Annotated in this window: 37 protein-coding genes; 3 read left to right on the top strand and 34 right to left on the bottom strand. The window is 66.1% G+C overall.

Annotated elements, in window-relative coordinates; all coding sequences use genetic code 11:
• Positions 1-3: 3 nt before the first annotated feature.
• The 8 genes from ACQR1Y_RS12330 to ACQR1Y_RS12295 all read right to left on the bottom strand — a co-directional run bounded on the left by ACQR1Y_RS12330 (position 4) and on the right by ACQR1Y_RS12295 (position 3,566).
• The gene (locus tag ACQR1Y_RS12330; RefSeq protein ID WP_434877471.1) at positions 4-438 is read right to left on the bottom strand and encodes a hypothetical protein; all 435 of its coding nucleotides are present in this window, start codon (positions 436-438) and stop codon (positions 4-6) included.
• Between the two features lie 5 nt (positions 439-443).
• Positions 444-974 (bottom strand): hypothetical protein, encoded by a 531-nt coding sequence (locus ACQR1Y_RS12325; RefSeq protein WP_434877423.1) that lies wholly within the window; start codon positions 972-974, stop codon positions 444-446.
• A gap of 26 nt (positions 975-1,000) precedes the next feature.
• Positions 1,001-1,312: a hypothetical protein gene (locus ACQR1Y_RS12320; RefSeq protein WP_434877422.1), complete on the bottom strand. Its 312-nt coding sequence runs from the start codon at positions 1,310-1,312 to the stop codon at positions 1,001-1,003.
• Positions 1,313-1,387: 75 nt separating this feature from the next.
• Positions 1,388-1,552: a hypothetical protein gene (locus tag ACQR1Y_RS12315; protein WP_434877421.1), complete on the bottom strand. Its 165-nt coding sequence runs from the start codon at positions 1,550-1,552 to the stop codon at positions 1,388-1,390.
• 40 nt (positions 1,553-1,592) lie between these two features.
• The gene (locus ACQR1Y_RS12310; RefSeq protein ID WP_434877420.1) at positions 1,593-1,859 is read right to left on the bottom strand and encodes a hypothetical protein; all 267 of its coding nucleotides are present in this window, start codon (positions 1,857-1,859) and stop codon (positions 1,593-1,595) included.
• A 4-nt stretch (positions 1,860-1,863) separates the two neighbouring features.
• Positions 1,864-2,541 (bottom strand): hypothetical protein, encoded by a 678-nt coding sequence (locus ACQR1Y_RS12305; protein ID WP_434877419.1) that lies wholly within the window; start codon positions 2,539-2,541, stop codon positions 1,864-1,866.
• An 86-nt stretch (positions 2,542-2,627) separates the two neighbouring features.
• Positions 2,628-2,786, bottom strand: a complete 159-nt coding sequence (locus tag ACQR1Y_RS12300) for a hypothetical protein (RefSeq protein WP_434877418.1) — start codon at positions 2,784-2,786, stop codon at positions 2,628-2,630.
• Positions 2,787-2,789: 3 nt separating this feature from the next.
• Positions 2,790-3,566 carry a TIGR02594 family protein gene (locus ACQR1Y_RS12295; RefSeq protein WP_434877417.1) on the bottom strand — a complete coding sequence of 259 codons (777 nt, stop codon included), beginning with the start codon at positions 3,564-3,566 and terminating at the stop codon, positions 2,790-2,792.
• Between the two features lie 125 nt (positions 3,567-3,691).
• Between ACQR1Y_RS12295 and ACQR1Y_RS12290 the strand changes: the two genes are divergently transcribed.
• Positions 3,692-3,889, top strand: coding sequence for a hypothetical protein (locus ACQR1Y_RS12290; RefSeq protein WP_434877416.1), 198 nt, complete (start codon positions 3,692-3,694; stop codon positions 3,887-3,889).
• A 4-nt stretch (positions 3,890-3,893) separates the two neighbouring features.
• Here ACQR1Y_RS12290 and ACQR1Y_RS12285 read toward each other — a convergent pair whose 3' ends face one another.
• From ACQR1Y_RS12285 to ACQR1Y_RS12245, 9 genes are all read right to left on the bottom strand, one after another.
• Complete coding sequence (locus ACQR1Y_RS12285; protein WP_434877415.1) at positions 3,894-4,721, bottom strand: hypothetical protein; 828 nt, start codon at positions 4,719-4,721, stop codon at positions 3,894-3,896.
• 13 nt (positions 4,722-4,734) lie between these two features.
• Entirely contained in the window at positions 4,735-5,304 is a 570-nt protein-coding gene (locus ACQR1Y_RS12280) for a hypothetical protein (protein ID WP_434877414.1), read from the bottom strand.
• A 103-nt stretch (positions 5,305-5,407) separates the two neighbouring features.
• Complete coding sequence (locus ACQR1Y_RS12275) at positions 5,408-6,598, bottom strand: hypothetical protein (RefSeq protein WP_434877413.1); 1,191 nt, start codon at positions 6,596-6,598, stop codon at positions 5,408-5,410.
• A gap of 33 nt (positions 6,599-6,631) precedes the next feature.
• Entirely contained in the window at positions 6,632-8,473 is a 1,842-nt protein-coding gene (locus tag ACQR1Y_RS12270) for a hypothetical protein (RefSeq protein ID WP_434877412.1), read from the bottom strand.
• Positions 8,473-8,985: a DUF6950 family protein gene (locus ACQR1Y_RS12265; RefSeq protein WP_434877411.1), complete on the bottom strand. Its 513-nt coding sequence runs from the start codon at positions 8,983-8,985 to the stop codon at positions 8,473-8,475. Before ACQR1Y_RS12265 ends, ACQR1Y_RS12270 begins: the two co-directional genes overlap by 1 nt.
• A 142-nt stretch (positions 8,986-9,127) precedes the next feature.
• The gene (locus ACQR1Y_RS12260; RefSeq protein ID WP_434877410.1) at positions 9,128-9,721 is read right to left on the bottom strand and encodes a hypothetical protein; all 594 of its coding nucleotides are present in this window, start codon (positions 9,719-9,721) and stop codon (positions 9,128-9,130) included.
• A 385-nt stretch (positions 9,722-10,106) separates the two neighbouring features.
• Entirely contained in the window at positions 10,107-10,949 is an 843-nt protein-coding gene (locus tag ACQR1Y_RS12255; protein WP_434877409.1) for a hypothetical protein, read from the bottom strand.
• Entirely contained in the window at positions 10,946-11,083 is a 138-nt protein-coding gene (locus tag ACQR1Y_RS12250) for a hypothetical protein (RefSeq protein ID WP_434877408.1), read from the bottom strand. Before ACQR1Y_RS12250 ends, ACQR1Y_RS12255 begins: the two co-directional genes overlap by 4 nt.
• Before the next feature lie 62 nt (positions 11,084-11,145).
• Positions 11,146-13,053, bottom strand: a complete 1,908-nt coding sequence (locus tag ACQR1Y_RS12245) for a hypothetical protein (RefSeq protein ID WP_434877407.1) — start codon at positions 13,051-13,053, stop codon at positions 11,146-11,148.
• Here ACQR1Y_RS12245 and ACQR1Y_RS12240 point away from each other — a divergent pair.
• A complete protein-coding gene (locus ACQR1Y_RS12240) occupies positions 13,052-13,309 on the top strand; it encodes a hypothetical protein (RefSeq protein ID WP_434877406.1) in 258 nt (85 codons plus the stop codon). The two genes, ACQR1Y_RS12245 and ACQR1Y_RS12240, sit on opposite strands and share 2 nt — an antisense overlap.
• Here ACQR1Y_RS12240 and ACQR1Y_RS12235 read toward each other — a convergent pair.
• The 9 genes from ACQR1Y_RS12235 to ACQR1Y_RS12195 form a co-directional block, all read right to left on the bottom strand.
• Positions 13,306-13,755 carry a gene transfer agent family protein gene (locus ACQR1Y_RS12235; protein WP_434877405.1) on the bottom strand — a complete coding sequence of 150 codons (450 nt, stop codon included), beginning with the start codon at positions 13,753-13,755 and terminating at the stop codon, positions 13,306-13,308. The genes ACQR1Y_RS12240 and ACQR1Y_RS12235 overlap by 4 nt on opposite strands.
• Complete coding sequence (locus ACQR1Y_RS12230; RefSeq protein ID WP_434877404.1) at positions 13,752-14,285, bottom strand: HK97-gp10 family putative phage morphogenesis protein; 534 nt, start codon at positions 14,283-14,285, stop codon at positions 13,752-13,754. The genes ACQR1Y_RS12235 and ACQR1Y_RS12230 overlap by 4 nt, the downstream gene beginning before the upstream one ends.
• Before the next feature lie 104 nt (positions 14,286-14,389).
• On the bottom strand, positions 14,390-14,818 hold the full coding sequence (locus ACQR1Y_RS12225) for a phage tail tube protein (protein ID WP_434877403.1): 429 nt from the start codon (positions 14,816-14,818) through the stop codon (positions 14,390-14,392).
• A gap of 51 nt (positions 14,819-14,869) precedes the next feature.
• Positions 14,870-15,373: a hypothetical protein gene (locus tag ACQR1Y_RS12220; protein WP_434877402.1), complete on the bottom strand. Its 504-nt coding sequence runs from the start codon at positions 15,371-15,373 to the stop codon at positions 14,870-14,872.
• Positions 15,374-15,403: 30 nt separating this feature from the next.
• The gene (locus ACQR1Y_RS12215) at positions 15,404-15,814 is read right to left on the bottom strand and encodes a DUF3168 domain-containing protein (RefSeq protein ID WP_434877401.1); all 411 of its coding nucleotides are present in this window, start codon (positions 15,812-15,814) and stop codon (positions 15,404-15,406) included.
• A gap of 34 nt (positions 15,815-15,848) precedes the next feature.
• On the bottom strand, positions 15,849-16,241 hold the full coding sequence (locus ACQR1Y_RS12210) for a hypothetical protein (protein WP_434877400.1): 393 nt from the start codon (positions 16,239-16,241) through the stop codon (positions 15,849-15,851).
• A 4-nt stretch (positions 16,242-16,245) separates the two neighbouring features.
• Positions 16,246-16,656: a hypothetical protein gene (locus tag ACQR1Y_RS12205; protein ID WP_434877399.1), complete on the bottom strand. Its 411-nt coding sequence runs from the start codon at positions 16,654-16,656 to the stop codon at positions 16,246-16,248.
• A gap of 157 nt (positions 16,657-16,813) precedes the next feature.
• Entirely contained in the window at positions 16,814-17,215 is a 402-nt protein-coding gene (locus ACQR1Y_RS12200) for a hypothetical protein (protein ID WP_434877398.1), read from the bottom strand.
• A gap of 10 nt (positions 17,216-17,225) precedes the next feature.
• Positions 17,226-17,870, bottom strand: coding sequence for a head-tail connector protein (locus tag ACQR1Y_RS12195; protein ID WP_434877397.1), 645 nt, complete (start codon positions 17,868-17,870; stop codon positions 17,226-17,228).
• Between the two features lie 92 nt (positions 17,871-17,962).
• On the opposite strand from ACQR1Y_RS12195, the gene ACQR1Y_RS12190 reads away from it, so the two are divergent.
• Complete coding sequence (locus tag ACQR1Y_RS12190) at positions 17,963-18,874, top strand: ATP-grasp fold amidoligase family protein (protein WP_434877396.1); 912 nt, start codon at positions 17,963-17,965, stop codon at positions 18,872-18,874.
• A gap of 18 nt (positions 18,875-18,892) precedes the next feature.
• Here the strand turns inward: ACQR1Y_RS12190 and ACQR1Y_RS12185 are convergent, their stop codons facing one another.
• The 8 genes from ACQR1Y_RS12185 to ACQR1Y_RS12150 form a co-directional block, all read right to left on the bottom strand.
• On the bottom strand, positions 18,893-20,020 hold the full coding sequence (locus ACQR1Y_RS12185) for a hypothetical protein (protein ID WP_434877395.1): 1,128 nt from the start codon (positions 20,018-20,020) through the stop codon (positions 18,893-18,895).
• A 3-nt stretch (positions 20,021-20,023) separates the two neighbouring features.
• Entirely contained in the window at positions 20,024-21,913 is a 1,890-nt protein-coding gene (locus ACQR1Y_RS12180; protein ID WP_434877394.1) for a sialate O-acetylesterase, read from the bottom strand.
• A 159-nt stretch (positions 21,914-22,072) separates the two neighbouring features.
• Complete coding sequence (locus tag ACQR1Y_RS12175; RefSeq protein WP_434877393.1) at positions 22,073-23,218, bottom strand: hypothetical protein; 1,146 nt, start codon at positions 23,216-23,218, stop codon at positions 22,073-22,075.
• An 11-nt stretch (positions 23,219-23,229) separates the two neighbouring features.
• Positions 23,230-24,102: a hypothetical protein gene (locus tag ACQR1Y_RS12170; RefSeq protein WP_434877392.1), complete on the bottom strand. Its 873-nt coding sequence runs from the start codon at positions 24,100-24,102 to the stop codon at positions 23,230-23,232.
• Positions 24,103-24,114: 12 nt separating this feature from the next.
• Positions 24,115-24,330, bottom strand: coding sequence for a hypothetical protein (locus tag ACQR1Y_RS12165; protein ID WP_434877391.1), 216 nt, complete (start codon positions 24,328-24,330; stop codon positions 24,115-24,117).
• The gene (locus ACQR1Y_RS12160; RefSeq protein WP_434877390.1) at positions 24,330-24,722 is read right to left on the bottom strand and encodes a hypothetical protein; all 393 of its coding nucleotides are present in this window, start codon (positions 24,720-24,722) and stop codon (positions 24,330-24,332) included. The genes ACQR1Y_RS12165 and ACQR1Y_RS12160 overlap by 1 nt, the downstream gene beginning before the upstream one ends.
• 4 nt (positions 24,723-24,726) lie before the next feature.
• Positions 24,727-25,077 carry a hypothetical protein gene (locus ACQR1Y_RS12155; protein ID WP_434877389.1) on the bottom strand — a complete coding sequence of 117 codons (351 nt, stop codon included), beginning with the start codon at positions 25,075-25,077 and terminating at the stop codon, positions 24,727-24,729.
• A gap of 9 nt (positions 25,078-25,086) precedes the next feature.
• On the bottom strand, positions 25,087-25,326 hold the full coding sequence (locus ACQR1Y_RS12150; protein WP_434877388.1) for a hypothetical protein: 240 nt from the start codon (positions 25,324-25,326) through the stop codon (positions 25,087-25,089).
• Between the last annotated feature and the right edge of the window lie 70 nt (positions 25,327-25,396).

Here is a 25,396-nt window from a genome sequence, read left to right as displayed (position 1 = left end):
TTGTTAGTCCGTTGCGCGCCGGCGCGGCACATAATGCAAGCCCAGCGCCTGCCGCGGCCCAGAGTGCCGCTCGTTCGCCCAACTCTGCGGCTGAAACTGGAAATCGATTGGCAGTCCCGTTTCCTTGCCCAGCCACTCGCCGATCGCGACCGTCAACAGCAGCCATTTCGGGTCATGCTCCCAGGACGCATGGTCAATCGCGCCGACATCGGGAAACTCGCGACGGAACGCCTCGTCCGGCATGATCATCCGTACATCGACATCGCGAAAGTCGGGGCGCTCCAGGCAAGAGCCGACCAGATAGCAACCGAAACTGTCGAGATGCGGCCACGCTTCGTTGATCTGCCGCACGGCCAGGCCGAGCCGGAAGATCGCCGGCGGCCCGACATAGCAATGCTTGACCCGGCGGGGCTTGCTGCGAACTGGAAGCCTGGTCATGCTGATCACGCCCCGCCCGGCTGCACGTAACAGAACACATAGCGGTTGCGGCTCAGGAAGATCACGCCGTGGCCGGTCGGGTTGCCCTTGTCCCATTTCAGCTTGTTCGGCGGCACCTCGATCTCGGTCCCCGGCGGGATATGCGGCCGGCCGCGCGGCTCGTCGGGGCGATCGTCGGTGATGACGACGTAGGTCTTGCCGTCGCGGACATGGATCTCGTCGGCGAAATAGGCATCGGCCTCGCCGCAGCAGCTCGCCGTCGGGACGTCCGGCTGCATCAGGCTTTCGTACCATTGCCGCAGCGCCGGATCGGACGCTTCCCATTGGCCGAGGTCGCGGGCATGCGCCGGCCGGGCGATCGTATGAAGCGCGCCGGCGGCGATCATCGCCAGCAGGCCGATGACCACCATCAGGATCCGCAGGATAGCCTGCCCGGCGGCGGCATGGCCGGCGCGCGGCGGGCCCCAGCCGAACAGGCCACCCATGATGACGGCAAGCGCGACGGCGGCAAGCATCACCGCGAAGGCTTCGAACATGACGATGTCTCCGGAGGGAATGAGCTTCAGGGACGCCCGATGCGCTCGAGCTGGCGCACGCGCGCCTCGTGGTCGGCGAGGCTCTGCTGCTGCACGATGATCTGGGTCTTCAGGGCTTCGATCTTGGCGGACTGTTCGATCTGCACCACGCGCAGCTGGTCGATCTTGTCGGCGACCTGGTCCATCGACGAGATCATCCTGTTGCCGAGCGAAAACCCGATCGGCAGCAGAATCGTTGTTGCAACGATCATGCTGGCGCGCGACCACGCCTTGAGCAGCAAACTATCAACGAACTTTTCGCTGAAGTTCTTGTCGGCAGATTTGTCCGGCTGGCTCACCTGTCAGTCCCACCTGTTGGCCCGCCCATCACCGGGCGCAGCTGCCTCCGATGACGCACGTGCACGCTGACCTCATCACTTCGCCGTCGCGCGGCACTGGTCGCGCAGCAGCTTGTAGTCGGCGATCATGCCGGGCGTGACCGCCTTGGGATCGGCGTCGAGCAGCTTGCGCAGCTCGGCGCCGGCCTTGCGGATCTCCGCCTCGGTGTAGCTGCGCGACGCCGGGCAGCGCGTCTGCACCACCAACTCCGGCGCGTCACGGGGGAACGACCCCATCGCATCAGAAGGCGTCGCCACGCTCCATGGCGGCAACGACAGCGCCGACATCAGGACGATTGACCGCAAGCTCGCTCGCCTTGCGCTCGGCATCGGCGTTCTCCTTGTTGAGGATGGAGGTGACCTCGCGGGCGCCGAGCTCGCGGTTGACCTGCGCGGCCTGCTGCCGCGCCAGCCAGTCGTCGAACGAATGGCCGATCGCTTCGAGGACGATCCTGAGAATGGGCGCGAGCACCGTCAGCAGTGCCGCGCCCGCCGTACCCGTGAACATCGCTTTATGCCTTGTCGCCGGCCTTGACGGCGGTCGCCACCAGCTTGATGACGCTGCCATCCGACTCCGGCGGCAGGTCGAGCCGGCCAAAGATCTTCTTCGCCAGCCCCTCGGGACCGCCCGCCCAGGCCAGCAGCCAGCCCGGTGCATTCTCGACCGCGTATTGCAGCGCCTCGCGCAGCACCTTGTTGCCGACCTGCAGCTCCAGCGTCTTGCCCTTGGTCGCGCCCTCGACGGCGTTGAGGCCGTAGCCGATGGCGTTGTTGATCAAGAGCTCGACGCGGGCGTTGCCGAAGATGGCGATCAGGTTGGCCGGCAGATGGCGCAGTCCCCAGGTCACGAGCGCGCCGAGCCCGGTCGCGATTACCGGCATCCACTCGGAAACCCAATAGCCATAGGGAATGGTCACCACGCCATCGGCGGCGAAGGCCGCCGAACCAAGCACGGCAACCGAGATCAGCACGATCGCGGCAAGCATGGCGCCAGGCGCGCGCCAGGCCAGCTGCAGGCCGGCACGGGCCGCGAGATGCAGCCGCGCGAAGGCAATGGCGCAGATGAGGACACCGAGCACGATCGACGCGGCCGCGAGCCGCTGGCCGGGCCTATCGCCGAGCAGCAGCACGGCCAGGGTCACGGCGAACACCACCGCGAAGAGAAGCGCAGTCGAGAGCCACACGGGCATGCGAAGCCAAAACGATGGAAACAGGCCGTTCACGGGACACCTCTTGATGTCAGGGGATCTGCGCGAGACCGTCGCGCGGCGGACAATCAGAACGGACGGCGCGGCCGCGCGCGATGGTCGTCGACGGTGCCGCCGAGGATGATCAGCGCGGCGCCGGCGAAGATGCCGAGCACGGGCACGCCGCCGAGCCAGACCAGGCACAGGGCGATCAGCAGCACGCCGGCAATGACGAGAGCGCGGCTCATGCGTCACGCCTCGCGCTGGGAGAGGCGGCCGTCGCTGCGGACCAGCGGCAGGCCGTCGAAGCCGATCACTTGCGGCAGCGGCACGTCCTTCGGCCACCAGAAGCCCTGGTTGAGTCTCCGCAGCGGAAACGGCACGATCGACACCTGGTCGGACTGATTGCCGCCGAGCCCCATCACGTTGCCATGCTGGTCACGGCCGACGATGCAGATGATGTGGCCGCCGCCGCTGCGCTGCATCGGCGCGAACGCTCCGACGGCAGGACCGCCGAGCCGCACGCTCGGCCAGCGCCCGGCAAAGTCCAGCGCCCACAGCGTGCCGGTGCCCTTGAGGCCCACCCTGCTCAGGATGTGGTTGGCGAACAGCGCGCACCACGGAATGGAATCGTGACTGAAGTCGCGGGCGATCTCGCCGCCCTCCTCGCGCGCCCATTGCAGGATCTGCGGATTGTCGGCCGCGCCAGGCGCTTCCCTTACGTTGATCAGCTTGAGCCCCGCCTCGAGCCACAGCGGCCGCCCCATCTCCGGCGTGATGCGCGACGCCGGCGCGGCCAGCGCCGCATCGATCGCGGCCGCGGTCGCGGGCGTGATCTCGCCACTGACGTCGAGGCCGGCGCGCGCCTGAAAGGTCTCCACCGCCGTATCGGTCGCCGGGCCGAACCAGCCGGTGCCCGTCAGGGGATAGCCGAGCGCCTTCAGCGCCAGCTGGCTCTGCTTGACCGCGTCGCCGCTGGCGCCCAGGCGCAAGCGGCTGCCCGCGGCCACGAGGGCTGCGATGCTCATGATCTGGGGATCTCCTGAGAGGTGGACGTTGACAGACCCGCCGCTATCGATTCTACCAAAGGCAGTGGCAGGCGATGCTTACGACCTGGATGCGCGTCGCCTCCGATGTCCCGGAGGGATGACGCATGCGTTGGGTGCGATGGGCCGCGGTGATCACAGGCGCCGGACTGGTCACCGGCATTCTGCTCTTGAAGCGCTTCGAGCCGTTGAGCTGCGCGGAGATGACGGCACGCCACGGACGCGAGACGGCGATCATCCTCGGCAATTGTCCGCGCGATCAGTCGCTGCTGCCGGCGCGGCCCGACAGCCCCTCGGTCAGCTGACCGCCTATTCCTCGGTCCACTCGATCTCGTAGGACGCCGAGGTCGGCGACGCCCCACCAAAATTGATCCCGATCTGCTCGGCGGTCCCGCGCAGCACCACGGCCTGCTTGTAGTTGTCGCCGAACTCGAAGGTCACGCGATCCGGCTGGGTCGTGGTGGTCGAAAACAGCGCGAAGCGCTGCGCGATGGTGCCGACCGCCGTGCCGAGCGCGGCCGGGTTGGCGGTATAGACGCGGACCACCCCGGTCGCGGACGCATTGGTGGAATCCAGCGACACCGGCGACGGCGTCGTCGAGGTGCCGCCGCTATCGGCGCTGGAGCGCTTGATCAGCGCGAACGAGCCCTGCGCGGCTGAGCCGATCGTCGCGGCGACCGTCACTCTGACGATGCGCAGGGTCTTGGTGCCGGATCCGGTAACGGTGACGGCATCGGTCGCCGACGCCGCCGGCGTGAAGGTGCCGGCGATCCGGTAGGTCGTCCGGAACGAGCCGTTGATCAGCGTCGTCAGCCGCTGGTTGGCCCGCTGCAGCAGCGCGTTCAGGCCGCAGGTCGACGTATCCGTGGCGCAGGCGGCATCGCCGGGCGCGCCAAGCGCAAGGTTCGCCGTGTCCTGCTTGCCCGACGTCGCCGGCGACACCTCGGTGCCATCGGACTTGATGATCACATGCGCGCTGCAGATCTTCGACGTCTCGCAGACGAAGGCCTTGACGATGCCCGGGATTCCCAACCCGTCCTTGATGACGTAGTCGGCCAGCGCCACAGTCCAGCCTGCCAGCATGACGGCACCGGCTAACCCGCAGACGCGCATCCATCGTCGTTTCAATACCATCATCAACCTCTCTCCTCTAGCTCTTGCGTCGCGGATTGTCGGAGGGCGCGGCCGGCGGCGCTGCCGCGGGCGCGGCGCCGGGCTGTTGCGCCTGCCGGGCCGCCCGGGCCTGCGCCCGCCGCGCCTGGTGCTGCCGGCAGGCGTCCTTGGCGCGGCTGCGCAGCTCGCGGGCGGAGATGGGCAGCGCCGGCCCGAGCCGCGCCGTGACGCCCTTGAGGTTGGAGCGCACAGCGGCCTGCGGCTGCGCGGCGGCGAGGTGATCGTGGCGGCCGTGATGGCGGAGGAAGCGGTCGACCTCGTGCACCGGCGCTTTGTCGATCTCGGCGACCGGATCGATGTCGTCGGCCGAGACGTCCTTCAGCGGCACATGCGCGCCGTTGCGCACTTCCGAGAACTCGAGGATCTCATGGCCGCGCTCGGCGAGCTCGGCGGCCGCCCAGGCCGGCAGCCACTGCTCCTCGCCCTCGTGCAGCACAAAGCGCGGCGGATGGCCGTTCTCGCAAGGAGCGCCGCATTCGATGAAGATGAGCCGCCCGCAGGCCGAGCGCTCGGAGTCGGCCGCCGGCTTGATCCGGACATAGCGCATGGACGTGGTCCTGTTTCGTTGTGCGATGGATGCCCGGGATCGCGACGACGCTTGCGCGTCGCGCGGAAAGCCCGGGCATGACGAGAGAGGCTTGGGTTGTGACCTACGCCACGACCTGCCCGCCGGCCGTCGCCGAGCCGGCGATCGAGCCGGGCACCGTGTTGCCGCCGAGGCTGAGGCTGGCGTTGAGCGACACCAGGTACTTGGTGCAGCCGGCGGCGACCGAGCCGCTGTAGGTGACGCTGCCGCCCATCGCGAAATTGGCTCCCGAGCCCTGCAGCGAGAACCAGGTGGTGATGATAGGCGTGTTGGTGATGGTGATGGTCACGCCGCCGGTCTGTGTGCCCGAGCAGGCGCCGCCCATGGACAGATGCACGGCCGCCGCGCCCGACACCGTGTAGGCGTCGAAGTTCATGCTGGAGCCGCCGTGATCGGCCGAGAAATGCACGCCGGTCGCGCCGGCGTCGCCGACCTCGCAATTGAAGATGTCGAGCACGCCGGGCTGATGGGTGGCGAGCAGGATCGCCTTGGTCAGCGTGCCCCGCTGCACCTTGATGTTCTCGAGGATCGCCTCAGCATTGTCGCCGACCAGCAGGCAATAACCTTCCGGCCCGGCATTCCAGGTGCTGGCGCCGAGGCTCGCGGCGCGGATCTTGATGTAGTTGTAGCCGGTCGCCTGCCCTGACAGCGACACCGCTTCCGTCGTCGTCCCGGAGACCTGCACCCGGCTCTCGGCGTTCTGCAGGTCGATGTCGGTCCAGATCATCCCGGCCGCCGACTTGATCGTCTTCTTCGGCTCGGAGATCACCAGGCCGTCGCTGGCGTCGTCGCCGGCCGTATCCTGATAGACGGTCAGACCCTGCGCGCGGTGCCGGCGCGGCATGTCGGAGATCAGCAGCGGCCCGGTGCCGACGCGAAACACATTGGTCGATTGCCCCGGCGGCAGCCGGATGGTGTCGCTGCCAACCACGATGCGATGGAAGCGGGTCGAGGCCTTTGGGTTGTGGAAGCCGACCGCGAAGCCTGAGCGCAGGCTGGCCGCGGCCGAGAGCGTCGCCACGATCGAGGTGCCGTCCGCCGGCAGCACGATCATCGCCTTGTGCATGGTGTTGTCGATGAGACCGCTGCCGGCCATCGCCACCGCGTTGTCGAAGAAATTGCCGGTCTGCGCCTCCACCTCCGCCATCCAGACCTGCATCTGGTCCTTGCGGACCTTCCACGGGCCCGACGCCGGCACGCCATCGGTGACGAAATAGCGCCAGATCTCGGCGCCGAGCTTGGTGAAGCTGCCCATGGTCAGTCCTGATGCTGTGAAGAGAGGCGCGCGCTAGATCGCGACGGTGACGCTGCCCGACCACGCCGACAGCGCGCCGATCGTGCGCTGCGAGGCGATCTGGAACTGGTAGGTCTGGCCGACCGAGAGCCCGGTCACCGTCACGGTGACGCGGCCCGCGGCGGCCGTGCCGGCGCCAACGGAGACCTGCGTCCACGCGCCGAGCCCGATCCGGTACTGCACGACATAGGTGAGATCGGGCCGCGCGGGATCGTCGAAGCTCAGCAGCGCCGAGGTGCCGGACTTGACGCCGGCCGGATTGGCCGGCACCGGCAAGGTGTCCCCGATCGAATCCTCGCCGGTCGAGGGCTGCATGCCCTCCTCCTGCGCCGCGTCCCAGGCATCGACGTCGTTGGTGTTGACCGCGATCCACTCGAAGGTGATGCGCTGCGCGGAAAGATCGATCACCGCCTTGCCGAGCTGGATGATCGCATCCGCGAGGTCGACATGGCGATCGTCCTGCACCCGGACCCAGCGCTCGCCGAGCGCGACGATGCCGTAGAACGTCGTCGTCAAGGTGCCGCGCCGGCGCGGATTGGTCTGCGCCATCTTGCGCTTCACCAGCCGGCGGCCCTGCGAATGGCTCTGCACCCAGGTCAGCGACACCGTCTGCGACCGCAGCTCACCACGCTCGAGAATATCCGCCTCATCGAGCCAGGCATCGCCCGGCGCATCGCGGTACTTGTTGGCGGGATCGGTGAACGACCAGTTCAGGCAGTTGCAGGCATTCTCATCCTCGATGCCGCTCGTGACGGCGAAGCCGATGATATGGTCCTGCGTCAAGGTCACCGTCGGCGGCCTGTACTTGCCGACCTTGAGGCTCAAGGTCCCCGAGCCGTTGAACGAATACCAGCCGTCGCAGGTCGACATGATCGCATCGAGCACCGAGGCCGGATCGGTCTGCGACGTCCAGAAGCCCGACGACTGGTAGCGCCGCTCGCTGCTGCCGTCGGCCTTGGCCACCAGCTCGTCGCAGATCGAGGCCTCGATCATCAGTTGGTCGAGCACCGGCGCGATGACCTCGTCATAGTCGAAGCCGAGGCCATGCTCGGTGTCGAGCAGGAAGTCGATCGCCTGCAGCACGGGATTGTAGACCGGCCCCAGCGTGTCCAGATTGCGCCGGTCCTGCCCCGCCTGGCGCGGGTCCCAGACCGGCAGCCAGTCGCCGACCGCCGACAGTTTCGGCAGGCCCTGCGGATACATCGCCGAGACATGCTCGACCTTCACCGTGCCGCAGGTCATCGCGACGCTGGCGATGCCGTCGCCACGATGGTCCGTCGTCCACAGATCCGGCATCGCCAGGCGCGGCCGGTCGTAAGCCGTCTCGCGCGGCAGGCCCAGGCGATACTCGATCACGATCGACGGGCTGCCACCGAGCGCAGGCTCGGCGCCGGAGGCATAGCGCAGGTCGCCGGAGCCGACCGCGCCGGTGACCGAGCCGTCCGGCTGCACGATGGCTTCGTCGTCGTGCAGGTAGAACTTGATGTACTGGCAGATGCGCCCCTTGTGCAGCGCCTGGACGTCATACGAAAAGCCGCCGCGCGCCTCGAACAGCACGTAGCAGCCGGCCAGCCGGCAGCGGCCATAGGCGTAAACGTGCGGCGGCAGCGGTTGGCGCAGCGGCTGCGCGCCGCTGGAGGCCTTCGGCAAGTCGGCGCCCGACGGCTGCCCCAGCAGATATTGCAGGCCGATGGTCGCGCCGAGGATCGCGACGGTGCCGATGATCGTCAGCCCGGAGACGCCGAGATAGGTCGCCTCCGCCGCCGCGACGAACGCCTCCGCCGCGGTCGCCTCGGCGATCGCCGTCACGATCAGGGTGCCGATGGTTTCAGCCATCAGGCGTCGCCCTTCGGGCTATGCCTGACGCAGTCCGTCTTCGCCCTTCGGGCTTCGCCGCACGCGTCCGTCTTCGCGCTCCGCGCTTCGCCGGACACGTTGAGCGTCGCCTGCGCCGGCAGCGACCAGGCGCGCGCGCTGGCGTAGGCATCCGCCTGCACGCCGCGCGCGGTCTTGACGTACCAGAGGCCATCGCCCCTGATCGCGCCGACCAGCGTCGGCCGGCGATGCGACACGAACTGCGCGCGGACCAGGCCGATATCGCCGGGCGCGGGCGCGTCGGTCTCAGTCAGGCCCAGGCAACGCGCTGCGGCGGCCGTGGATAAGAGCAGCGCATCCGGGTCAGCCATCAGCGCCAGCGTCGCGCCGCGCGATGGCTGGCCGCGCCAGGCGGTCCTGGCATCCATCCCATGCAGCAGCAGCCAGTCCGCGACAAAGTCAAGACAATGCGCCGCCTGCAACGAGAACGGCCGCCCGGTCTGGCTGGCGATGAAGGTGGAGAGAACGTTCACTTGCGCCTCAGATCTCCCCTCCCCCTTGCGGGGAGGGGTCGGGGGTGGGGGTGCCACGGGCGACGAAGCCCATGAGACTCGCCGGCCTCCTCGCGAAGGAAGATGGATGCCCGGGTCAAGCCCGGGCATGACGAAGGAAATTTCAGTACCGCGGCCATTCCTTGGCCACGCCTTCCGAGTAGCGCCGGATGCGCTCGCAGAAGCGGTCGCCGGGAGAGCGGCTCTGCTGGTCGAAATCCGAATACACCGATTGCCGCGTGCGCCTGCGGCCGGTCATCGCCGAGCCGACCGACAGCTTGATCGCGCGCGTGACGTTGCCGCCGGGCGCGGCGTCGAGCGAGGTGGTCAGCAGGTCCGCCTCGCCGCGATACAGCCAGATCAGCCCGACGAACTGCCAGCGCTCATCGAAGAAGCCGAGCCCGACATCGACCTGCGCACCCTTGACCTCGTCGCCCTCGCCGGCCGCCGTCGCCAGCACCTTCGCCGAGACGCTACTGCCCGACAGCGTGAAATCGAGCCGGTCGGCGATCCCGTTCACGAGCTGGGTCAACGCCGGCAGATTGGTCAGCTCGCCGAAGCCGCGATAGACCGCCTGCCCGTCGATCGCATCCTCCACCGCCACACGCCCGACCCCGGTCCACAACCGCTGCACCGGATTGACCCCGAGCCGAAAAAACACCCCCGTCCGCTGCTGCGCCTTGCGCAGCTCCACCTCGAGCTCAGCAGAAACCTGCATGTGCCAACCTCAATCTCAGTCGTCATCGCCGGGCTTGACCCGGCGATCCATCTCGCGAAGAAGATGGATGCCCGGGTCAAGCCCGGGCATGACGAGCGGTCCTACAGGCCCCACTGCAACCACTTCCACAGCCAGCCGAAACACAACACGCAGGCTGGGAACCCGAACCCGCGGATGACGCCGGAGACGAATAATTTGACACCATCCTTCTCGTCGTCGCGACCTGCTCTGGGAGACAGCACAAACGCCAGCAGCAGAAGTTGAAGGCCAACGATGACGTAGACCGAGGGAGGGTCGATGCGCGATGAATGGCCAGCACGCCGTCAGCAGCAACGATGCGATGACTACGCCCATTGATGAAGCCCCTTGCAAAAACACCGCCAACTCACAACCCCGGCAAATACTGCGAATTGTCCGGATTGGCGAAGTTGAACCGCCCCGACGTCCACGGCCCGGCGATGCCCGACGCCGCGGCGCCCGGCAGCGTGGCCACGCGTTCGAACGTCTCCGCCAGCGCATCGAAGCTCTCGATGAACGACGCCGTCGGCGATCCGCGCCTGCGCTGGTCGAGCGTCAGCCGCATGCTCTCGGCCGAGGCCACCTTCATGACGCAAGCGGGCGCGTCGAACTCGACATCGGTCAGCGCCTGGACGGCCTCGCGCAGCGGCGGCCGGATGGTGACGCGGCTCGCACCCTCCTCCTCGACGACCTTGACGATGCGATAGATCCGCGGGCCGAGGTTCGGATGGTCGATCGAGAAATGCTCGCCGCCCATCAGCTCGCCGGATTGCACGAAGGAGATCGCGATCTCGGTCGCGCGCAAGGCCGCATCCTCGGCGACATAGGCGACGACGACCGGCTGCGCGATCCCGGTATCGTCATCGAACAGCGCAGTATTTGTGCCGTCATCCGTCACCGGCAGGTCGCCGTAGCTCAAGAGCGGCGCGCCATTGACCTCCGGCACCGGGAAGTAGCGCTTGTCGCACATCGTCACGATCACCTGCGCCGCGCCGCTGTCGAGCAGCCCTTCCAGCACCCGCCAGCAGCGCACCTCGTCCGGCGTGCGGATGCGCACGCTCGCAAGCTCCGCCCGCCACAGGCCGCCGCCCGACGTCTCCGCCGTCGGTTCGACCCCGGACCCGGTCTGCCCGGCCGAAATGCTCCGGCCGCCGATCTGCCAGGTCAGCGCGGTATCGCGCAGCACCCGGCCGGGGAAGCGCGGGATCATCGCAGCACCCGCCCCAACTCGTCATGCCCGGGCTTGACCCGGGCATCCATCCTCTTGGTGTATTCCGAAATGACGCGGCGCACGTCGTCGGGAATGCGCAGGTTGCTCGCATCGACGTAGACGGTGATCGACACTGCGCCCTCGCAAACCGGCGCTGGCTTTCTCACAAATCCACGAGGCAAAAACGGAATCATCTTCACGTCCCCAACTGCTGAAACCGCAGATTCCGCCCCGGCGACGACGCGGCGAACTGGCGGGCCAGGTTGCGGTCGCGGACGTCGAGGATGGCGCGCAGCTGGCCTTCCGAGATGTTGGAGCCGCGCGCGTCGACATGGCTGGTGATCGCGATCGTGCTGCCGCCGAGCTGCTTGGTGACATCCGACGGCACCACCTGCGCGCCACGCGGCAGATTGACCAGCTCCGGCCCGCGCTCGCCGACCATCGCCAGCCCGCCCGGCGCCGAGTTGGTGCCGTCGGCAAAGCCCGGGATGATGCTGGACAGCAGCGAGGCGAACGGCGACAGCCCGCCCGAGGACGGCGCGTTGAATACCGAGGCGAACGCCGAGTTGATCGCGGCCTTCTCCAAGGTCTTGAGCAGGCTGCTCATCACGTCATTCAGGTTCTTGCCCTCGACCACGGCGTCGGCAAACGCCGTCGACAGCGCGTTGCCGATGGTCGCCGAGGCGGCGTTGAGCTGCCGGACCTGCTCCTCGGCCTTGGCAAGCTTCTCGGCCGCCTCGCCGGCGCGCTCCGACATCTCGTGGATCTTCTCGGCGTAATCCTCTGTGTTCTTGATGCCGGCCCGCTCGGCGGCGGCGTAGAGGCTCGCCTCGGTGCGCAACTGCACCCGCGCGCCCGTATTCTCGCGAACCGATTCCGCGTCCGCCTTGTTCAGCGCGATCTGCTTCTCGATCCGGTCCATTTCGCGATCGAGCGTGTCGCGCGTGTCGCTCTCGGTCTTGCGCGGCGGCAGCCTGCCGGTGCCGGCCAGCGGATTGGACTTGGGGGCATCGCCCGGCCGCTCCCGCGGCAGCGGAACGCCTTCGGCCGACGGCAGCCCGTTCATCTGGTTCTTCAGCATCTCGATGCCGCGCAACCGATTGGCCACGAGCTCGGCTTCGGCGCGCACCTCTTTCAGGAAGGCGACCAGCCCCGCATCTGGATTGGCCGAGGCATTGACGCGATCCAGCACGCGCTGGACTGTTTCCAGATCTTGCGCCAGGCCCATCTCCTGACGTATCGCGATGCTCGCGGCATCCGCGTAGCGATCGAACGTGCTGCCGAGATCGGGCTTGTCGGCCTTGCCGCCACTGCGCCCACGCTCCAGCTCGGTGAAGAACGTATTGGCGCGGCCGATCAGATCGTCGAGATAGGACGCGACGTCGGCGGTCGCGGCCTTGAACTGCAGGGACAGCTGATCGGACGATTTCTTCCAGGCCGTGTCGAAGCGCTGCGCCTTCTCGATGGTCCGCTCGTCGATGACGAGACCGGCCGCGTTGGCGCTCGCGGCGATCGCCTCGAACACGGCGGGGCCGCCCTTGAGCGCATCGACCCAGCCGGCGGACAGGCCGAGCATCTGCGCCGCCTTGGTCTTGTCGGGGATGGATTCGAATCGGCCGAGCAGATCGGCAGCCGCCTTGAGCAGGCCGTTCATGTTCATGATCTGGCCGTTGCGGTCGCGATATTTGATCCCGTTCGCATCCAGGACCTTCGTCAAGCTGTTCTCGTTGCGTTGCGCGTCCGCCAGCAGGTCTGCAACGTTCTTCAGATCCTTGACCGCCTCCGCCGACGACACGCCGCCTTGCGTGGCGCCGAACTTGATTTGTTGAAATCGTTCGGTCGTGACGCCGACATACTCGGCGTTCTTGCCGATCTCCGCGAGCTCGGCGTTGACCTGCTTGAGACCGGCGAACAGCGCGGCCGCCGCGCCGACGCCGCCAGCCAGCACGCTGCCGAAAGCGGCAAGCCCGCCCATGCCGGGATTGAGGCCGGCGAACGCGCCCTCGATCCGGCTGATCGCGCCGTCGGCGATATCGCCGGCCTTGTTCATGTCGCTCGCGAACTGGTCAAGCCGCGCGCCGAGCTGGACAACGAGATCGGTCATGGTGGTCCTGTGCTACAAGTCGTCATGCCCGGGCTTGACCCGGGCATCCATCACCTGGCGAAGAGCGATGGATCGCCGGGTCAAGCCCGGCGATGACGACCAAGGGAAGTCACGCACCTTCCAGCAACGCATCGAACTCGGCGTCGCTCATCGGCTCGATCTTGTCCTCGCCGCCATTGGCCTTGTTGTAGCCGTCGACGCAGACGCCGAGCTGCCAGAACGAGCAGCGGTCGACCTGGTCGGGCGAGAAGCCTAGGGCGGCGCCGGTGCCGTAGAGCCGTCCGAAGTCGATGGGGGCGTCGGGGTCGGCGCCGTCATCGGCTTTTTTTTTGCGTCGTCGTCGCTGCTGCCCTCGATCGGCCCGGTGAAGCCGGCCGTGAGGATCAGGAACGCGGGCCGCATGTGCGTCAGCGGCGGATAGCGGTCGACGTCGTCGAAATAGGTCCGGAGCAGCCGATGCGCCTCTTTCGGCTCCGCGCCGCCGCCGACCAGGCCGAGCCGGATGATGTCGCGGACATCGTCCGGCCAGGCGTCGGAGGTCCGCAGAGCATTGAGCAGGCTCATCGGCCCGACGATGGGCGCGCCGAGCTTGATCCGGCGCAGGTTCACGCATTCCTGCAGCTCGCGAAACTGACCGATCCCGAGCCGGAAGCGATGCTCGTCATCACCCCAGAACAGACTAATGCCGCCGTCCGCGCTCATGTGACCTGCCTGCCCTTGTAGGTCGTCTGCACCTTGGCCGCGCCGCGATGACCGACGGAGATGACGACCTCGTTGTGACGGCCGGGGTTCATCGTGTAGTTGTTGTTCTGCATGGTGCGGCGGACGATCTCGTTTTCCTTGATCGTCTGTTCGAGCGTCTCACGGTACTGCGGCAGTCCGCCCATCCGGTAGAACCGCGCCGTATGATAGAAGAACGGCTTCGGCTGCTGCTTGGTGGTGCCGAACTCCTCGGCCAGCGCGTAGTCGAAGCCGTCTTTCATGGTGGTCGGACCGCCGGCCATCACCAGCACGGTCACCCGGCTGCCATCGCTGCTGGTGCGGTCCTCATAGCGCACGCTGGCCTGCAGCGTGCCGGAGACGTTGTGCTCGATCGCGCGCTGGATATCGCCGACCAGCTCCGCGCCCTGCGCCAACGCCAGCTCGTGGAAGTTCTTGCGCACGTTCTTGACCAGGTCGGCATTCGCCGCCTTGAAGTTGCGGAGAGAGGCGTTGTTGGAGGCCATGGCCATATCATCTCCCCAAGCTCGTCATCGCCGGGCTTGACCCGGCGATCCATCTTGCGAAGCGCGATGGATGCCCGGGTCAAGCCCGGGCATGACGACTGGTTGTGTTCTTACGGCGTCGCCAGCGGCGGGACCTCGCCGTCGCTGTCGATGGTGACGTCGAAGGTCACCCGCTGGCCGCGCGAGCCGGTGATGTTGAGCTTCGAGCACTTGTAGGGGCCCACCGAGACCCGTGTGCCGAGCTTGATCTGAACGTTCTTCGTCAGCCCCGACATGAACCACGCTTCCCAGGTGTCGAAGTCCTCATCGGCGACGACGCCGGCGCCGGAGATCGAGGCGGACATCGAGACGATGTCGCGATCGAGCCAGGACGGCGCGTCCGGGTCGTCGCAATCCGGCACGTTGGTCTCGTTCATCGCCGCCGTGCGATTGTAGCTGCGCGAGTTCAGCCCGCACGGCGCGGTGAAGGTCTCCGGCGTGTTGCCATCGCCGAGCGACACCAGGAATTTGGAAAACGGAAGGGTTTGCGCTTTGGCCATGGCGGCGCTCCGGACGTGAGATCGGGACAGGATCGAGGCGAGGCGCCGGCGTTATGCAGACGCCAGGACGAGGGTGATGCGGTAGTTCGCCGAGCCGGCCGCGGAGTTGGCGACCTTGAGGATGTCGCCGGTCGCAGCCGTCACGGTCCAGCCCGTGCGCGAGACGAACACGGCGCGGTCGCCGGGCTTGAGGTCGATCGAATGGGTGGCGCCGCTGAACGGGCCGTTGAAGGTGTTGGACGCCGCGGCGCCGACGGTCAGCGTGCCCTGCGAGCTCTCCAGATTGTCGATCAGGATCGCCTTGACCTTGGCGGCCGTGATGGTCGCGCCGAACGCATCGACCAGCACGCCGGACATGTCGAGGTTCTCCGAGCCGGACGCCGACAGCGCGCGGTCGTCGGAGAAGGCGATGTCCGCCTTGCCGTAGCCGGCGCCGTAGCTCAGCGTGATGTCGGCGAGATCCGGGATGCGGTCGACGACGTCGCGGCCGTCGAGCCCTTTCTTGGCGACGACGGCGATCGAGGCTTTGACGACGGCAGTCTGCGTGGTCGACATGGCAGCAGGTCCTTTCCTTGAGAGGATGAGTTACGCGTTGGCGTCGGTGAGGACGGCGAACACATGCACGCCGTGCCGGGTGGTGCCGTCCGGATCGGGCAGCACCCGCGAGGTCTGCAGCAGCAGCGAGAGCACCGCGCCGTCCTCGATGGTGAGGTCGCGATCGTGCAGCGCCGCAACGACGGCGCGCGACAGCGCCCGGGTCGCGGTGCCGCTCTTGAAACGGTCCCAGCTGTGCAGCGTCACGTAGGACGTGGCGGCGTCGGCGCCCTCGGCGAGCTCCGGCATCACCTGGATCTCGCCGAGCGAGACGTAAGGAAACGTCGGGCCGTTCGGGATCAGGTCGTAGACGCGATCGGCGACCAGGGCCTTGACGTCGGCATCCTCGAGCAGGCACCGCTTGATGGCGGACGCCAGCGCAACGCTCGGATCGGTCAGCATCGTCCCCTCGCTTGCGCCATCAGGATCACGCGCGTCAGGCGACGCATTGCAGCTCGATGCGCACCAGCTCGCCGCGCACGAATTTCGGATCGCAGCGGGTGATCACGCGGGTCATGCCGCGAAACACCAGATCGTCCGTATCGTTCTCGCGCGGGATGCGCGGATCGAGGTCGAGCGGCGGCGGCACCGGCAGCGTGCCGCCGGGCCATTGCGCCTGGTTGATCTGGGTCGGCGACATGATGATCTTGTAGAGCGACAGCCGCTTGCCGGCGGGATGGTCGGACGTGTCGCCGCGATCGATCCGCGCCCGGCAGGTCACGGAGACGAAGATCTCGCTGTCGCCCTCCCCGGCCCGCCGGCGCAGGACGACGTCCTCGCTGTCGGCCGCCTGCAGCGCGCGATCGAGCGATGCGATCAGGTCGGACATCGGTTCAGCCGATGCCCTGGATGACGCCGTTGACGTCGAGGCTGGCAAGCGGGCCAGGCGCGGGGTCGGCGGCCGGCTGGCCATCCGCCGCGGGCGCCGCGGCGATGTCGGGCGGCGGCAAGACATCGGCGGCGCGCGGCGGCTCAGGCGCGGCTGCGGCCGGCGCCGAGGAGCCTCCTGACGGCGTGGACGAGCCCGGCAAGGAAGGGCCGCCATTGCTGCCCCGCGCCTCCTGCACGAAGTCCTTGAGGTCCTGCATCTCGCGCTTGAGGCCGTTCACCTCGGCGCGCGCCAGCATCATCAGCTCCGGCGCCTCGACGCCGATCTGCTCGATGTCGCGCACCAGCGGCGCCGCCTGGGCGTTGAGGTCGTGCTTGAGCAGGCTGAGCCGGTTGGAAAGCCCCTTGAACGTCATGTCGTCTCTCCAGAGGTCAGGGCGGCGGCGCAGCCGCTCGAGCCGAAGCTTGAGATGCGCCGCCAGCACGAAGAAGGTCAGGTCGTCGATCCGGCTTCGCCCCTGCGGGGCTTCGCCGGACGCGGTCCGGCATGGTCCTGCGGCCGAAACACAGAGATCAGCGCACGGCGGCGCGGATCGCGAGCGTGGTGTCCGAATAGGTGCCGGTCGAGGTGAGGATGACCGCCAGACGGTCGCCCAGAAGCCCATCCGTCACCCCCTCGGCATTGAGGTCGGCATAGGCCGCGATCGCCTTGGCAGTGTTGGCCTGCAGGTTACAGAGCTTGGTCGCGTTGGCCGTGCCGAAATCGAACCGCGCCACGTGGCGCCAGGTGGTGCCACCGTCATAGGACGTGACGACGATGGCGATGCAGCTCGCCCCGCCCGCCCCATATTTGAACGCCGCCTCGAGCGTGACGGCGCTCATGCCGTCGAGATCGGTGATCGGCGTCACAAGCGCGCCGGACAGCGCGGCGCCGATGGATCCTGCAAACAGCGTGTAGACGCCGGCGTTGTTCATGGCTTAGCCCCTAGGCGATCACAGAGACCCGGTAATTGTCCAACAGATCCGTCACATCGGGCGGCATGTTGCCGGATTCCCCTGACGTCGCGACCCACCAGGTGCGCGAGATGACGCCCGGAATGTCCTCCTGGCGCAGCAGGCGGTCCCTGCCCTTGGCGGCCCAGCGGCTCGAGACCAGCCGGATCACGGCATCCTCGACCTCGCCCGGGATCTCGGCAAACCCCGTGACGTATTCGACGACCTTGGGCCAGGCATTCCAGCGCGCGGCGTTGCCGGCGGCATCCAACCGCAGCAACCGGCCTGCGGCGGCATCGACCCGGAAGTCGGTGCCCTCGACCAAGGCCGTGCCGTTCTCGGTCACCGAGCTCACCGAGACCACCGGCCAGCGCGACAGCTGCAGCACATCGAAGCTGCCATTCAGCACCCAGGGGTGAGGATCCTGCTCCGGCCAGACCTCATCCCTGATCGTCTCCTGCTGGAACTTGCGATTGCAATACTGCGCCGCCGCGCCGGAGGCGCTGCCGATATAGCGCTTCAACAGCTCGTCCCTGGCCCCATCGGTGACGTCCAGCTCCTGCTTGACCACCTCGAGCGTGGTCAGGTCATAGCTCTCGGCCGGCGTGACGACCGTGGTGATGATCTTCAGGGGCATGGGGATTCCACAGTCGCAACCCTAGGCAGACAGATCAACTCGGGGTAGCTTCCCCTTCGCAACCGCAACGGGAACCACTCGGGGCCAGCGAGATGACGTCCATCGAACACTACGCCAGCCGGTTGGCGCCAAACATGCCGGCCCTCAACGCCATCTTCGTCGCGCGCCATTTCAAACGCATTTTCGGCCGGTCGCCTAAACCGCTGTCTCACCCCGGCGCGGACTATCATGACTTCATTGTCGATCGGATGATCCGAGGACATTGGACTGATAGACACCTTCGCTGCGTGGACAAGGAGCACGCAAAATCCGAAGCCATCCAATTGCATCCAACCATTCGTGTGCCCGAGACCAGAGCGATCATCCCTGTTCCCCGCCAACTCACCTTCGAGGACTTTTCTGCGGCGATAGAGCCGTTCCTTGGGCAACATCTCGTGGCAAAGCCCACACACGGATCAGCAGCAACCGAATTCCTGGACGCAAAGCCCGACATTTTCCGGCTCTATCGGACTGCCCGCTACAATTACTTCTACAGCTTCCGCGAGACCCAGTATTTCCCTCTGAAGCACAAGGTCATCGTTGAAGACAACATCTCAGACGACGGCGTCGACCTGCGCGACTTCAAGTTCTTCTGCAGCTATGGGCGCATTCTCTTCGTGCAGATCGATGCCAATCGGTTTACCGAACATGAGCGGATTCTCGTGGCACCGCCTCACTTTCAGCCTATGAACCTGAGATTGGGAGCCTTCAAGCCGACGACCAAATGGGTTCGGCCAGAGGCCCTTCCGGACCTCTGCAAGGCCGCAGAGGCTCTGTCGCGACCGTTCGATTTTGTTCGGATCGACCTCTATGAGAAGGACGGGCACGTCTATCTCGGCGAATTTACGTTCACTCCAGGAGCGGGAATGGAGCCCTTCTCCGACCCCGATTTCAGCAAACGCTTGCTCGATGAAATCAAGCACAGCACCTCGCGGGAGCCCGCGATGACGGAGAGCGCCGCATGACCTGCGGCGCTCACAACATCATTGCACAACCAGCGGATCTCCGACCGCCATGAAATACGGTGTTGCCCGGCCGGACCACAAGCAATCCGCAAGCGGAAGTCCCTCCTCCCAATTGGCATAAGCGTTTGAACGCATAATCCCACCGGTTGTCGGTTCATCCGTGGTGCAGCCCATGCCGATCGGGGTCCTCGAATAGGCCGCTCCACCCACCGCCGTATCTTTGAACCAAGTCTCAAAGTTGCCCTGACCGGACGATATGATTCCGGAGAAGCTTTCAACCGTCGTGACGATGTACCAGCTTGATTTGCCGGTGAACACCAGCGAGGTCCCGTTGTAGGCATAGTTGCTCGGCAAGCTGGCGTGCGTTCCCCACCCCATGTACGCCGTGACATCGGCGCACGGGCTGAACGGCGCCTGGGGATCGGACGTCAGGCCGAACTGATAGTTCATCTTTGGCGGCGAGGTGAACCCGTAAAGAGAGTAGAATTGCTGGTAGGGGTAAGACGCATTGAAGGCCGCCGAGTATGCCGGGTCACGGCAGTCGTCGAGCCAATAATTCGAACCTCCGAGAGACGCCGCCTTAGCAGAGACAAGCACCGCCGGAACCGGCATCGCGTTATACATCGCCTTGATTTTGTCGATGTACGCTTTTGTGGCTGCGAGACTTCCGCCCATGTCCATCCGGGTCACGAGGAATGACGTTCCGGGGAAGCTCGCGGGATCGAATGGAGTTGCCCGAAGCGTGAAGTAGAAGCTGCCGAGCTGCGCGTACTCAGTGCCGACCGCGTTCGCCATGTTGGGGTCACTGCGCGCCAACATGTAGTCCACACTGGACGTATTGCCGGCATCATGCACTCGCGAAGGCAGCCCCCGGCACATGACGATGTATCGCTTCGCCGGGCTCGGGTTGGCCGCAAGCCAATTCCGGATCGGCGTTCGAATCTGCGATTGCATGTTCGCTGACGTCGTGACCTCTGTCGTGTCGGCCGTCACGCCGAGCACGTCTACAGTGGCCATCCCGGGGCGATTGGCGACGTAGTAGTTGGCGACCGCCAAGCCATCCGTCGAGGCCGTGTTGTAGACAACGAGCGTCCGCCGGACATTGATGTCGGTTGCCTGCGGCTTGCCGAGAAGGAACACGCCCATCGCTTACCGCCACGATGCTGCGGCGAGAAACGCACCTGTCGTTGCGTTCGCCATGTTGACCTTGACCAGCGAGGAGGCGCTCGTCCCGACGTTCGAGGCGTCGGCCTGCGATCCGCCCGTGCCGCCTGCGCCGGCATCGGTGCGCTTGATCAAGGATTCTGTTCCGCCGGTCCATGTGAAGTTCGGCGCCGCGTAGCTCCACTGAAACGCCGAAGCCACGATGAAGCCGCCGGCCGACGTCGCCACATTGGTCTGCATCGTCGAAATCGAGCCGCCCCCGTTCTGCTCAAAGCGACCAGATCCTACGGGCGCCGTCGAGCTCAGATAGCCGGATCGAACCGTGTAAAGCGAATAGAACGTTCCGCCGCTCGGGTTGGCCTGATAGTCGATGCTGAAAGACACCTCCGTCGCGTTGTCCGCATCGGCGCCGAGCACGGCGTACCAGATACACACACCATAGCTCGGGCCGCCAGTCGCCGAGATCGCCGCCTTCGCGGCCGTCACGGCCGACCCGACGTTCGGCGTGATCGTCATGACCGCCGAATTGCTGCAGACGCCATAAGTCGCGAAAATCAGCATCCGGCGCGGCGTCGGGAGGCCGATATAGAGCCCGTTCGCCGTCTGCACCTGGTTGCTGCCGGTCAGAGCGTTCAGCTCGCCCCCGGAGAACAGCGTGGGTACCGGAAGCGGGCTTGTCGCCGCCGGGACGATCGGCCCCTTGGAGAAATTGAGCGGCACGGCAAGCGCACTGTTGTCCGTCGTGATGCTCGAGACGTCCGGGGCAAGACCCCACTGATAGCGGAGGAGCCGCTGCCCGGTCACGTCCGTGTTGCCGGCCGTCGCAACCTGGATCGTCGTCGCATTGGTCTTCGATGCCGTCGCTGCGCCCCACAACACCCCGTTGTCGCCGGAGACCTCCCAACCAGACGTTCCCACCGTCAAATCGGTGCCCATGTCGTGGGCGATCGTGACACTTGTCTTCGTGGCATCAACGACGGAGGCGCCTGTGATGAAGAAGCGCGGGCGGCCCGTCGTCGCGCCAAGAAGCGTGTTCACTGTCCGCGCAAAGCGCTTACCCGCCGTCGCCTGGCCGTCGCCATTGTAGTGCAAATTGTCGGCGCCGATCGCAACGTCCACGCTGCTGTGCGAGTAATAGACGTTGGCGGTCTCGACCTCGATCTCCGTGGCGGCTTCCTTGATCGCCTGCCATGTTGCGTCGGTGGTGTTGCCGGAGACGATGCTTCGCGCGAGCGACCCGATGACCATCGGGCATTGCGCTTTCGTCCGACCGATCTGCGCCGTGACGTAGCCGTGGATGTTATTCCAGTTGGCTTTCCACGACGCTTTCAGCCCGTTGAGACCGGAATTCGCGTCACCTTCGCCCTGGTGCACGAGCATCATCTCGACGGCATTTCCGGCGGCCGTCAGGTGCCCTGCGACAAACGATGCATAGTTGGCCGATAGGTTACCGCTGGCGGTGGCCGACACGGCGCAATTGAGCGCAGCGCAGGGGACTCCAGTCGCGGCGTTAACCCCGTTCAGCAGCTCGCGGATGCCGTTCGCAGCCGGCACGGTCGTCCAGGTGTCGTTCGAAATGTCGAAGTAGCGTGTTGCTGCGTTCGCTGCCGGCGGCGACCCGTTCGACTGACTGGTGAACCCGCCCATGTTGCTCTGACCGTAGAGCAGAAACACCATGCCGACGAAGAACGTGTTCGCGCCCGCCGCTTGCACAGCCAGCGCATTCTTGCAGCGAACGTTGACCTTGTAGCCACCACCCTGCGGCACACTCCCGAGATTGCCCGACCAAGTACCGCCCGAAGCCGAGAACGACGCTAGATCGGTCCAATCCTTGACGATGCTGCTATCGCTCGCCAGCAGGACTTGTGCTTGCATTCCTAGAGGGGCGGATCCGGTATACCCGCCCGACAGCGCAATGGTTCCGCTGGTAGCGCCCGCGTCTCGCTGCACAACCCTGTTGTTCGCAAGGTCGACGAGGGAGACCGCAGACGGTACATTTGGAATTCCGAGAAGGAAAACAGGCACCAGAACGCCTCAGAAATTATAACGGCCAGAACTATGGGCGTTTATGCTCAGATTGTTGCGATCAGTCGAAGTGGTCGCCGCACCCCACACAATGCCCTCTGCAATTAAGCCGGCCTGCTGCGTTGCATTGGCTCTGCAAATCCGGAACGGGAAACCATTGATCGAGTTTGCACCCACATTCCCGGTCGTTTCGGTGCCGTCAACATTGATTGCAGAACTCGCACCGTTCACCAGGTTGCTGGTGAAGTGCCAAGCGGCATCGCTCATCGTGGCTGTAAGAGTCGCCCCCCAAGTCGAACCGATGGTATTTGCGCTAGCGGTGCTACCAAACAAGCCCGCGCTTGAAGGCCCCAAGGCGCCACCTGCTGTGCTGCCTGTCGTGCGATTTATCACCATTGCCAAGGTGAATGGCTGCGAAACTGGCATATTCGCCGCAGACGCGACGTACGATACGGTCGACCCGTTGCCACAGTTGATCGCCGGAAGAGTCCCGGTTGGAGTCGAACTGAACGTCAGAGGCGGCTGGTTTGCGGCGGTCGCTTGCACAAGATCGTACGTCCCAGGGCTGACCTGGTTGTAGACTTTAGAGATGTTGCACACGCCTCCCGTTGCCGCGGCGCATTTGGCGGATGGAGTGAGACCTCCCGTGCAGTATGTACCCGCAAGATCGGCACTGCCGCTTGTTGTTGATTTCAGCGTACAGATGACTGTCGTCGGCGCGGCCGAATCGACAAGATCACAGAGGCTCCCCGCGCTTGAAGCATAAGCGCCATTCCACGCTTGCGCGCACGAATAGTAGCCAACCGCGCTTGTGCTGAACGTGTCACCAGGACCCGTGTAGGAGCCCCCACCCCCACCGCCGGTCGGCGCACTGAACGCCACAAGCCCCATCATCATCGCCGAGAACACGTGCGACACGGCGCCGGCCGCCACGGCGTGAAAGATGCCGGCGAGGCTCAGCGTGCCAGCGATCGCAGCAGCCTTGCGAACGTCAACGCGCGGGAGCTTGCGAAACGCCGACCCAACAGCGCGACCAGCGGCGGCGCCAAGGACCGCAAGAGAGCCGCGAGATTTCGGCTCCTCCCAAGACGGTAGAACCCGAGGGCCAGTGGGGCGATGAATTGTAACAGTCTTGCGATCATCGTCGTTGCTCATGGACTGGACGCTCAGTTGTTCTTGATGGTGAAGGTCGCGATGTCGATCGACGTCGCGGAGGCCCCCAGCGTCGCGGACCACTGAGAGTTCGCCGTCGACTGCGTCACGGCATCCGCCGCAGGCAACATGAAACCGCGCGTATCGTTGGCCGGCACGGTGATGGAAAAGCGCGCGGTGCCACCGACCACGTCTCGGAACGTGACGGTCACAGCGGCGGCCGATGTGTTGGTGACGATCAGCCCGTACAGATCGACGAACACGTTGGCACCACCGGCTGCAGTGATGGCCGTTTCCGTGGTGGTCGTGATCGTCGTCTTCTGCTGGCCCTTGAGCTCGCGCAACGAGCCGACGACGACCTGTTTGCCCTGCTTGTCGAACAGGCCGGAGACGCGCTGGCCATCGGCTGCCGCCGCGGGGAGGACTGTCTTGGCAAGACCGCCGATCTTGAGCGGGTTACCGGAATCGGTGGCGCCGCCCGCAATATCACCTGCCGCCACGGTCGAAAGATATTGACTGGACGGGGACGCCTGAGAGCCCGTCGGGATGACGCCAGCGCTATCGGAGGCGAGCGTGAAGCGCTGCGTGTTCGCGTCCGTTGCACCCGCGCCGCGCGTCAATGCCGCGCCGAACGCCGTCGCGAGTGCCTGGATTGAGAAGCTGATCTGCTTGAATACCGACATGAACGACACGGACGTCGTGTCGCTCGCCGCGTTCTTGGCGTCGTTCATGCGACCGAGGATTTCGCCGCCCGCGCCGTCGGCGATGCCGTGCAGACCCATGTTCGGACCGGTGCCGGCGCCGGACGTGTCGTGCTGGCGAATACCTCCGGTGATTGCTGTGCCGTTGCCGTCTTTCGCCGCAACTGCCGTGTTGTTGAACGCCATCGTCGGATCTCCTCAGAATAGGATCATGGTGTTGCGGAAATCGCTCATGTCCATCTTGAGCGCGTAGGACGACGGCGTGAGGCCGGACAGCGGCATGCCGCCGCTCGCCACCAGGGTCACGGCCATGGCGAAGGCGCCGCTGACGAGCGCAGCCGGATGCGCGCCGGCCGTCTCGGTGACGGGAAAGCCTCCGGAGGGAACGACGACCACGGGCAAGGGTGTCGGCATCAGAGCCCCAGGATGTAGGTGTTGCGGAAGTCGCTCATGTCGACCGCGAGAAACACGCCGCTCGCCGTCGCCACCAGCAGGAACGACCGCGTCACGATCGACCCCGCGCCGTTGTTGGCCTGGATCGTCACCGGATAGCTGCCGGCGGCGATGCTGGCATTATTGACCTGCAGCGTGCTGCCCGAGATCGCGAACAGAGAGCCCGGGTTGGAGGTCAGCGAATAGGTGTAGCTGCCAATGCCGCGGGAGACCGAGAGGGCCCCGACCGCCGTTCCGATCGATGCGTTCGCCGCGAAGCTGGCCGCCGACAGGTTGAGCAGCGGACTGCCGGCAAACAGCGCGCGCTCGCGCACCGCGGTCAGCGGCTTTCCGATCGGGAGCAGCGTGGGCATGGGATCAGGGCCGAATTGCCAGCTTGATGATGCGGTCGGCACCCTGATTCACGGCGGAGCCGGAGGTGCCGGAACGGATCTGCAGCATGTTGATGCCGATGAAGACCCCCGGGTCGAGATAGACATAGCGGCCAGCGGCCACCGTCACCGTGTACTCATTGCCCGAGGCGTCATAGAGATTGCTGTAGTTCTGGCCGCCATCGGTCGACACCCTGAACGTCAGGTTCGCCGCCGTCCAGCTGCCCGGCATCTCCAGGCCGATCAGCGCCTTGGCGCCGAGCGCGATATCGGAGGTCACCGACGCGCCATTGAGGATGGTCGCCGATTTGTATTCGAGGCCGAGCGGCAGCGACATGACAACCCCTCAAAGCGTGATGAAGGCGCCGCCGGGAGCGAAGGCGACGCTGATGACGCCGGCGACGCGGCGCACTTCGTAGATCACGGCGCCATCGAGCACATCGCCGACCGCGGGCGGCACGCTGCTCGCGGCGGGCTCCGGCACCACCTCAGCCGGCACCTCCGGTGCCGCCTCCGTCGCCCCCGCGGTCGTCGCATCGGCGCTCGCAGCATCCGTCGCCGCGTTGCTGGTCGTCTCGTCGGTCATGGTCGCCTCCGCGGGTCAAATGGGGAATGGCGCGGCGCTGCGGCCGCACCATCCGGTCATGCCTGCCGCC

The organism is Bradyrhizobium sp. HKCCYLRH3099 (assembly GCF_051167855.1).
In the GTDB taxonomy this organism is placed as follows: domain Bacteria; phylum Pseudomonadota; class Alphaproteobacteria; order Rhizobiales; family Xanthobacteraceae; genus Bradyrhizobium.
The sequence above is the reverse complement of the archived record's forward strand: the minus strand, read 5'-3'. Positions and strand labels throughout refer to the sequence as shown.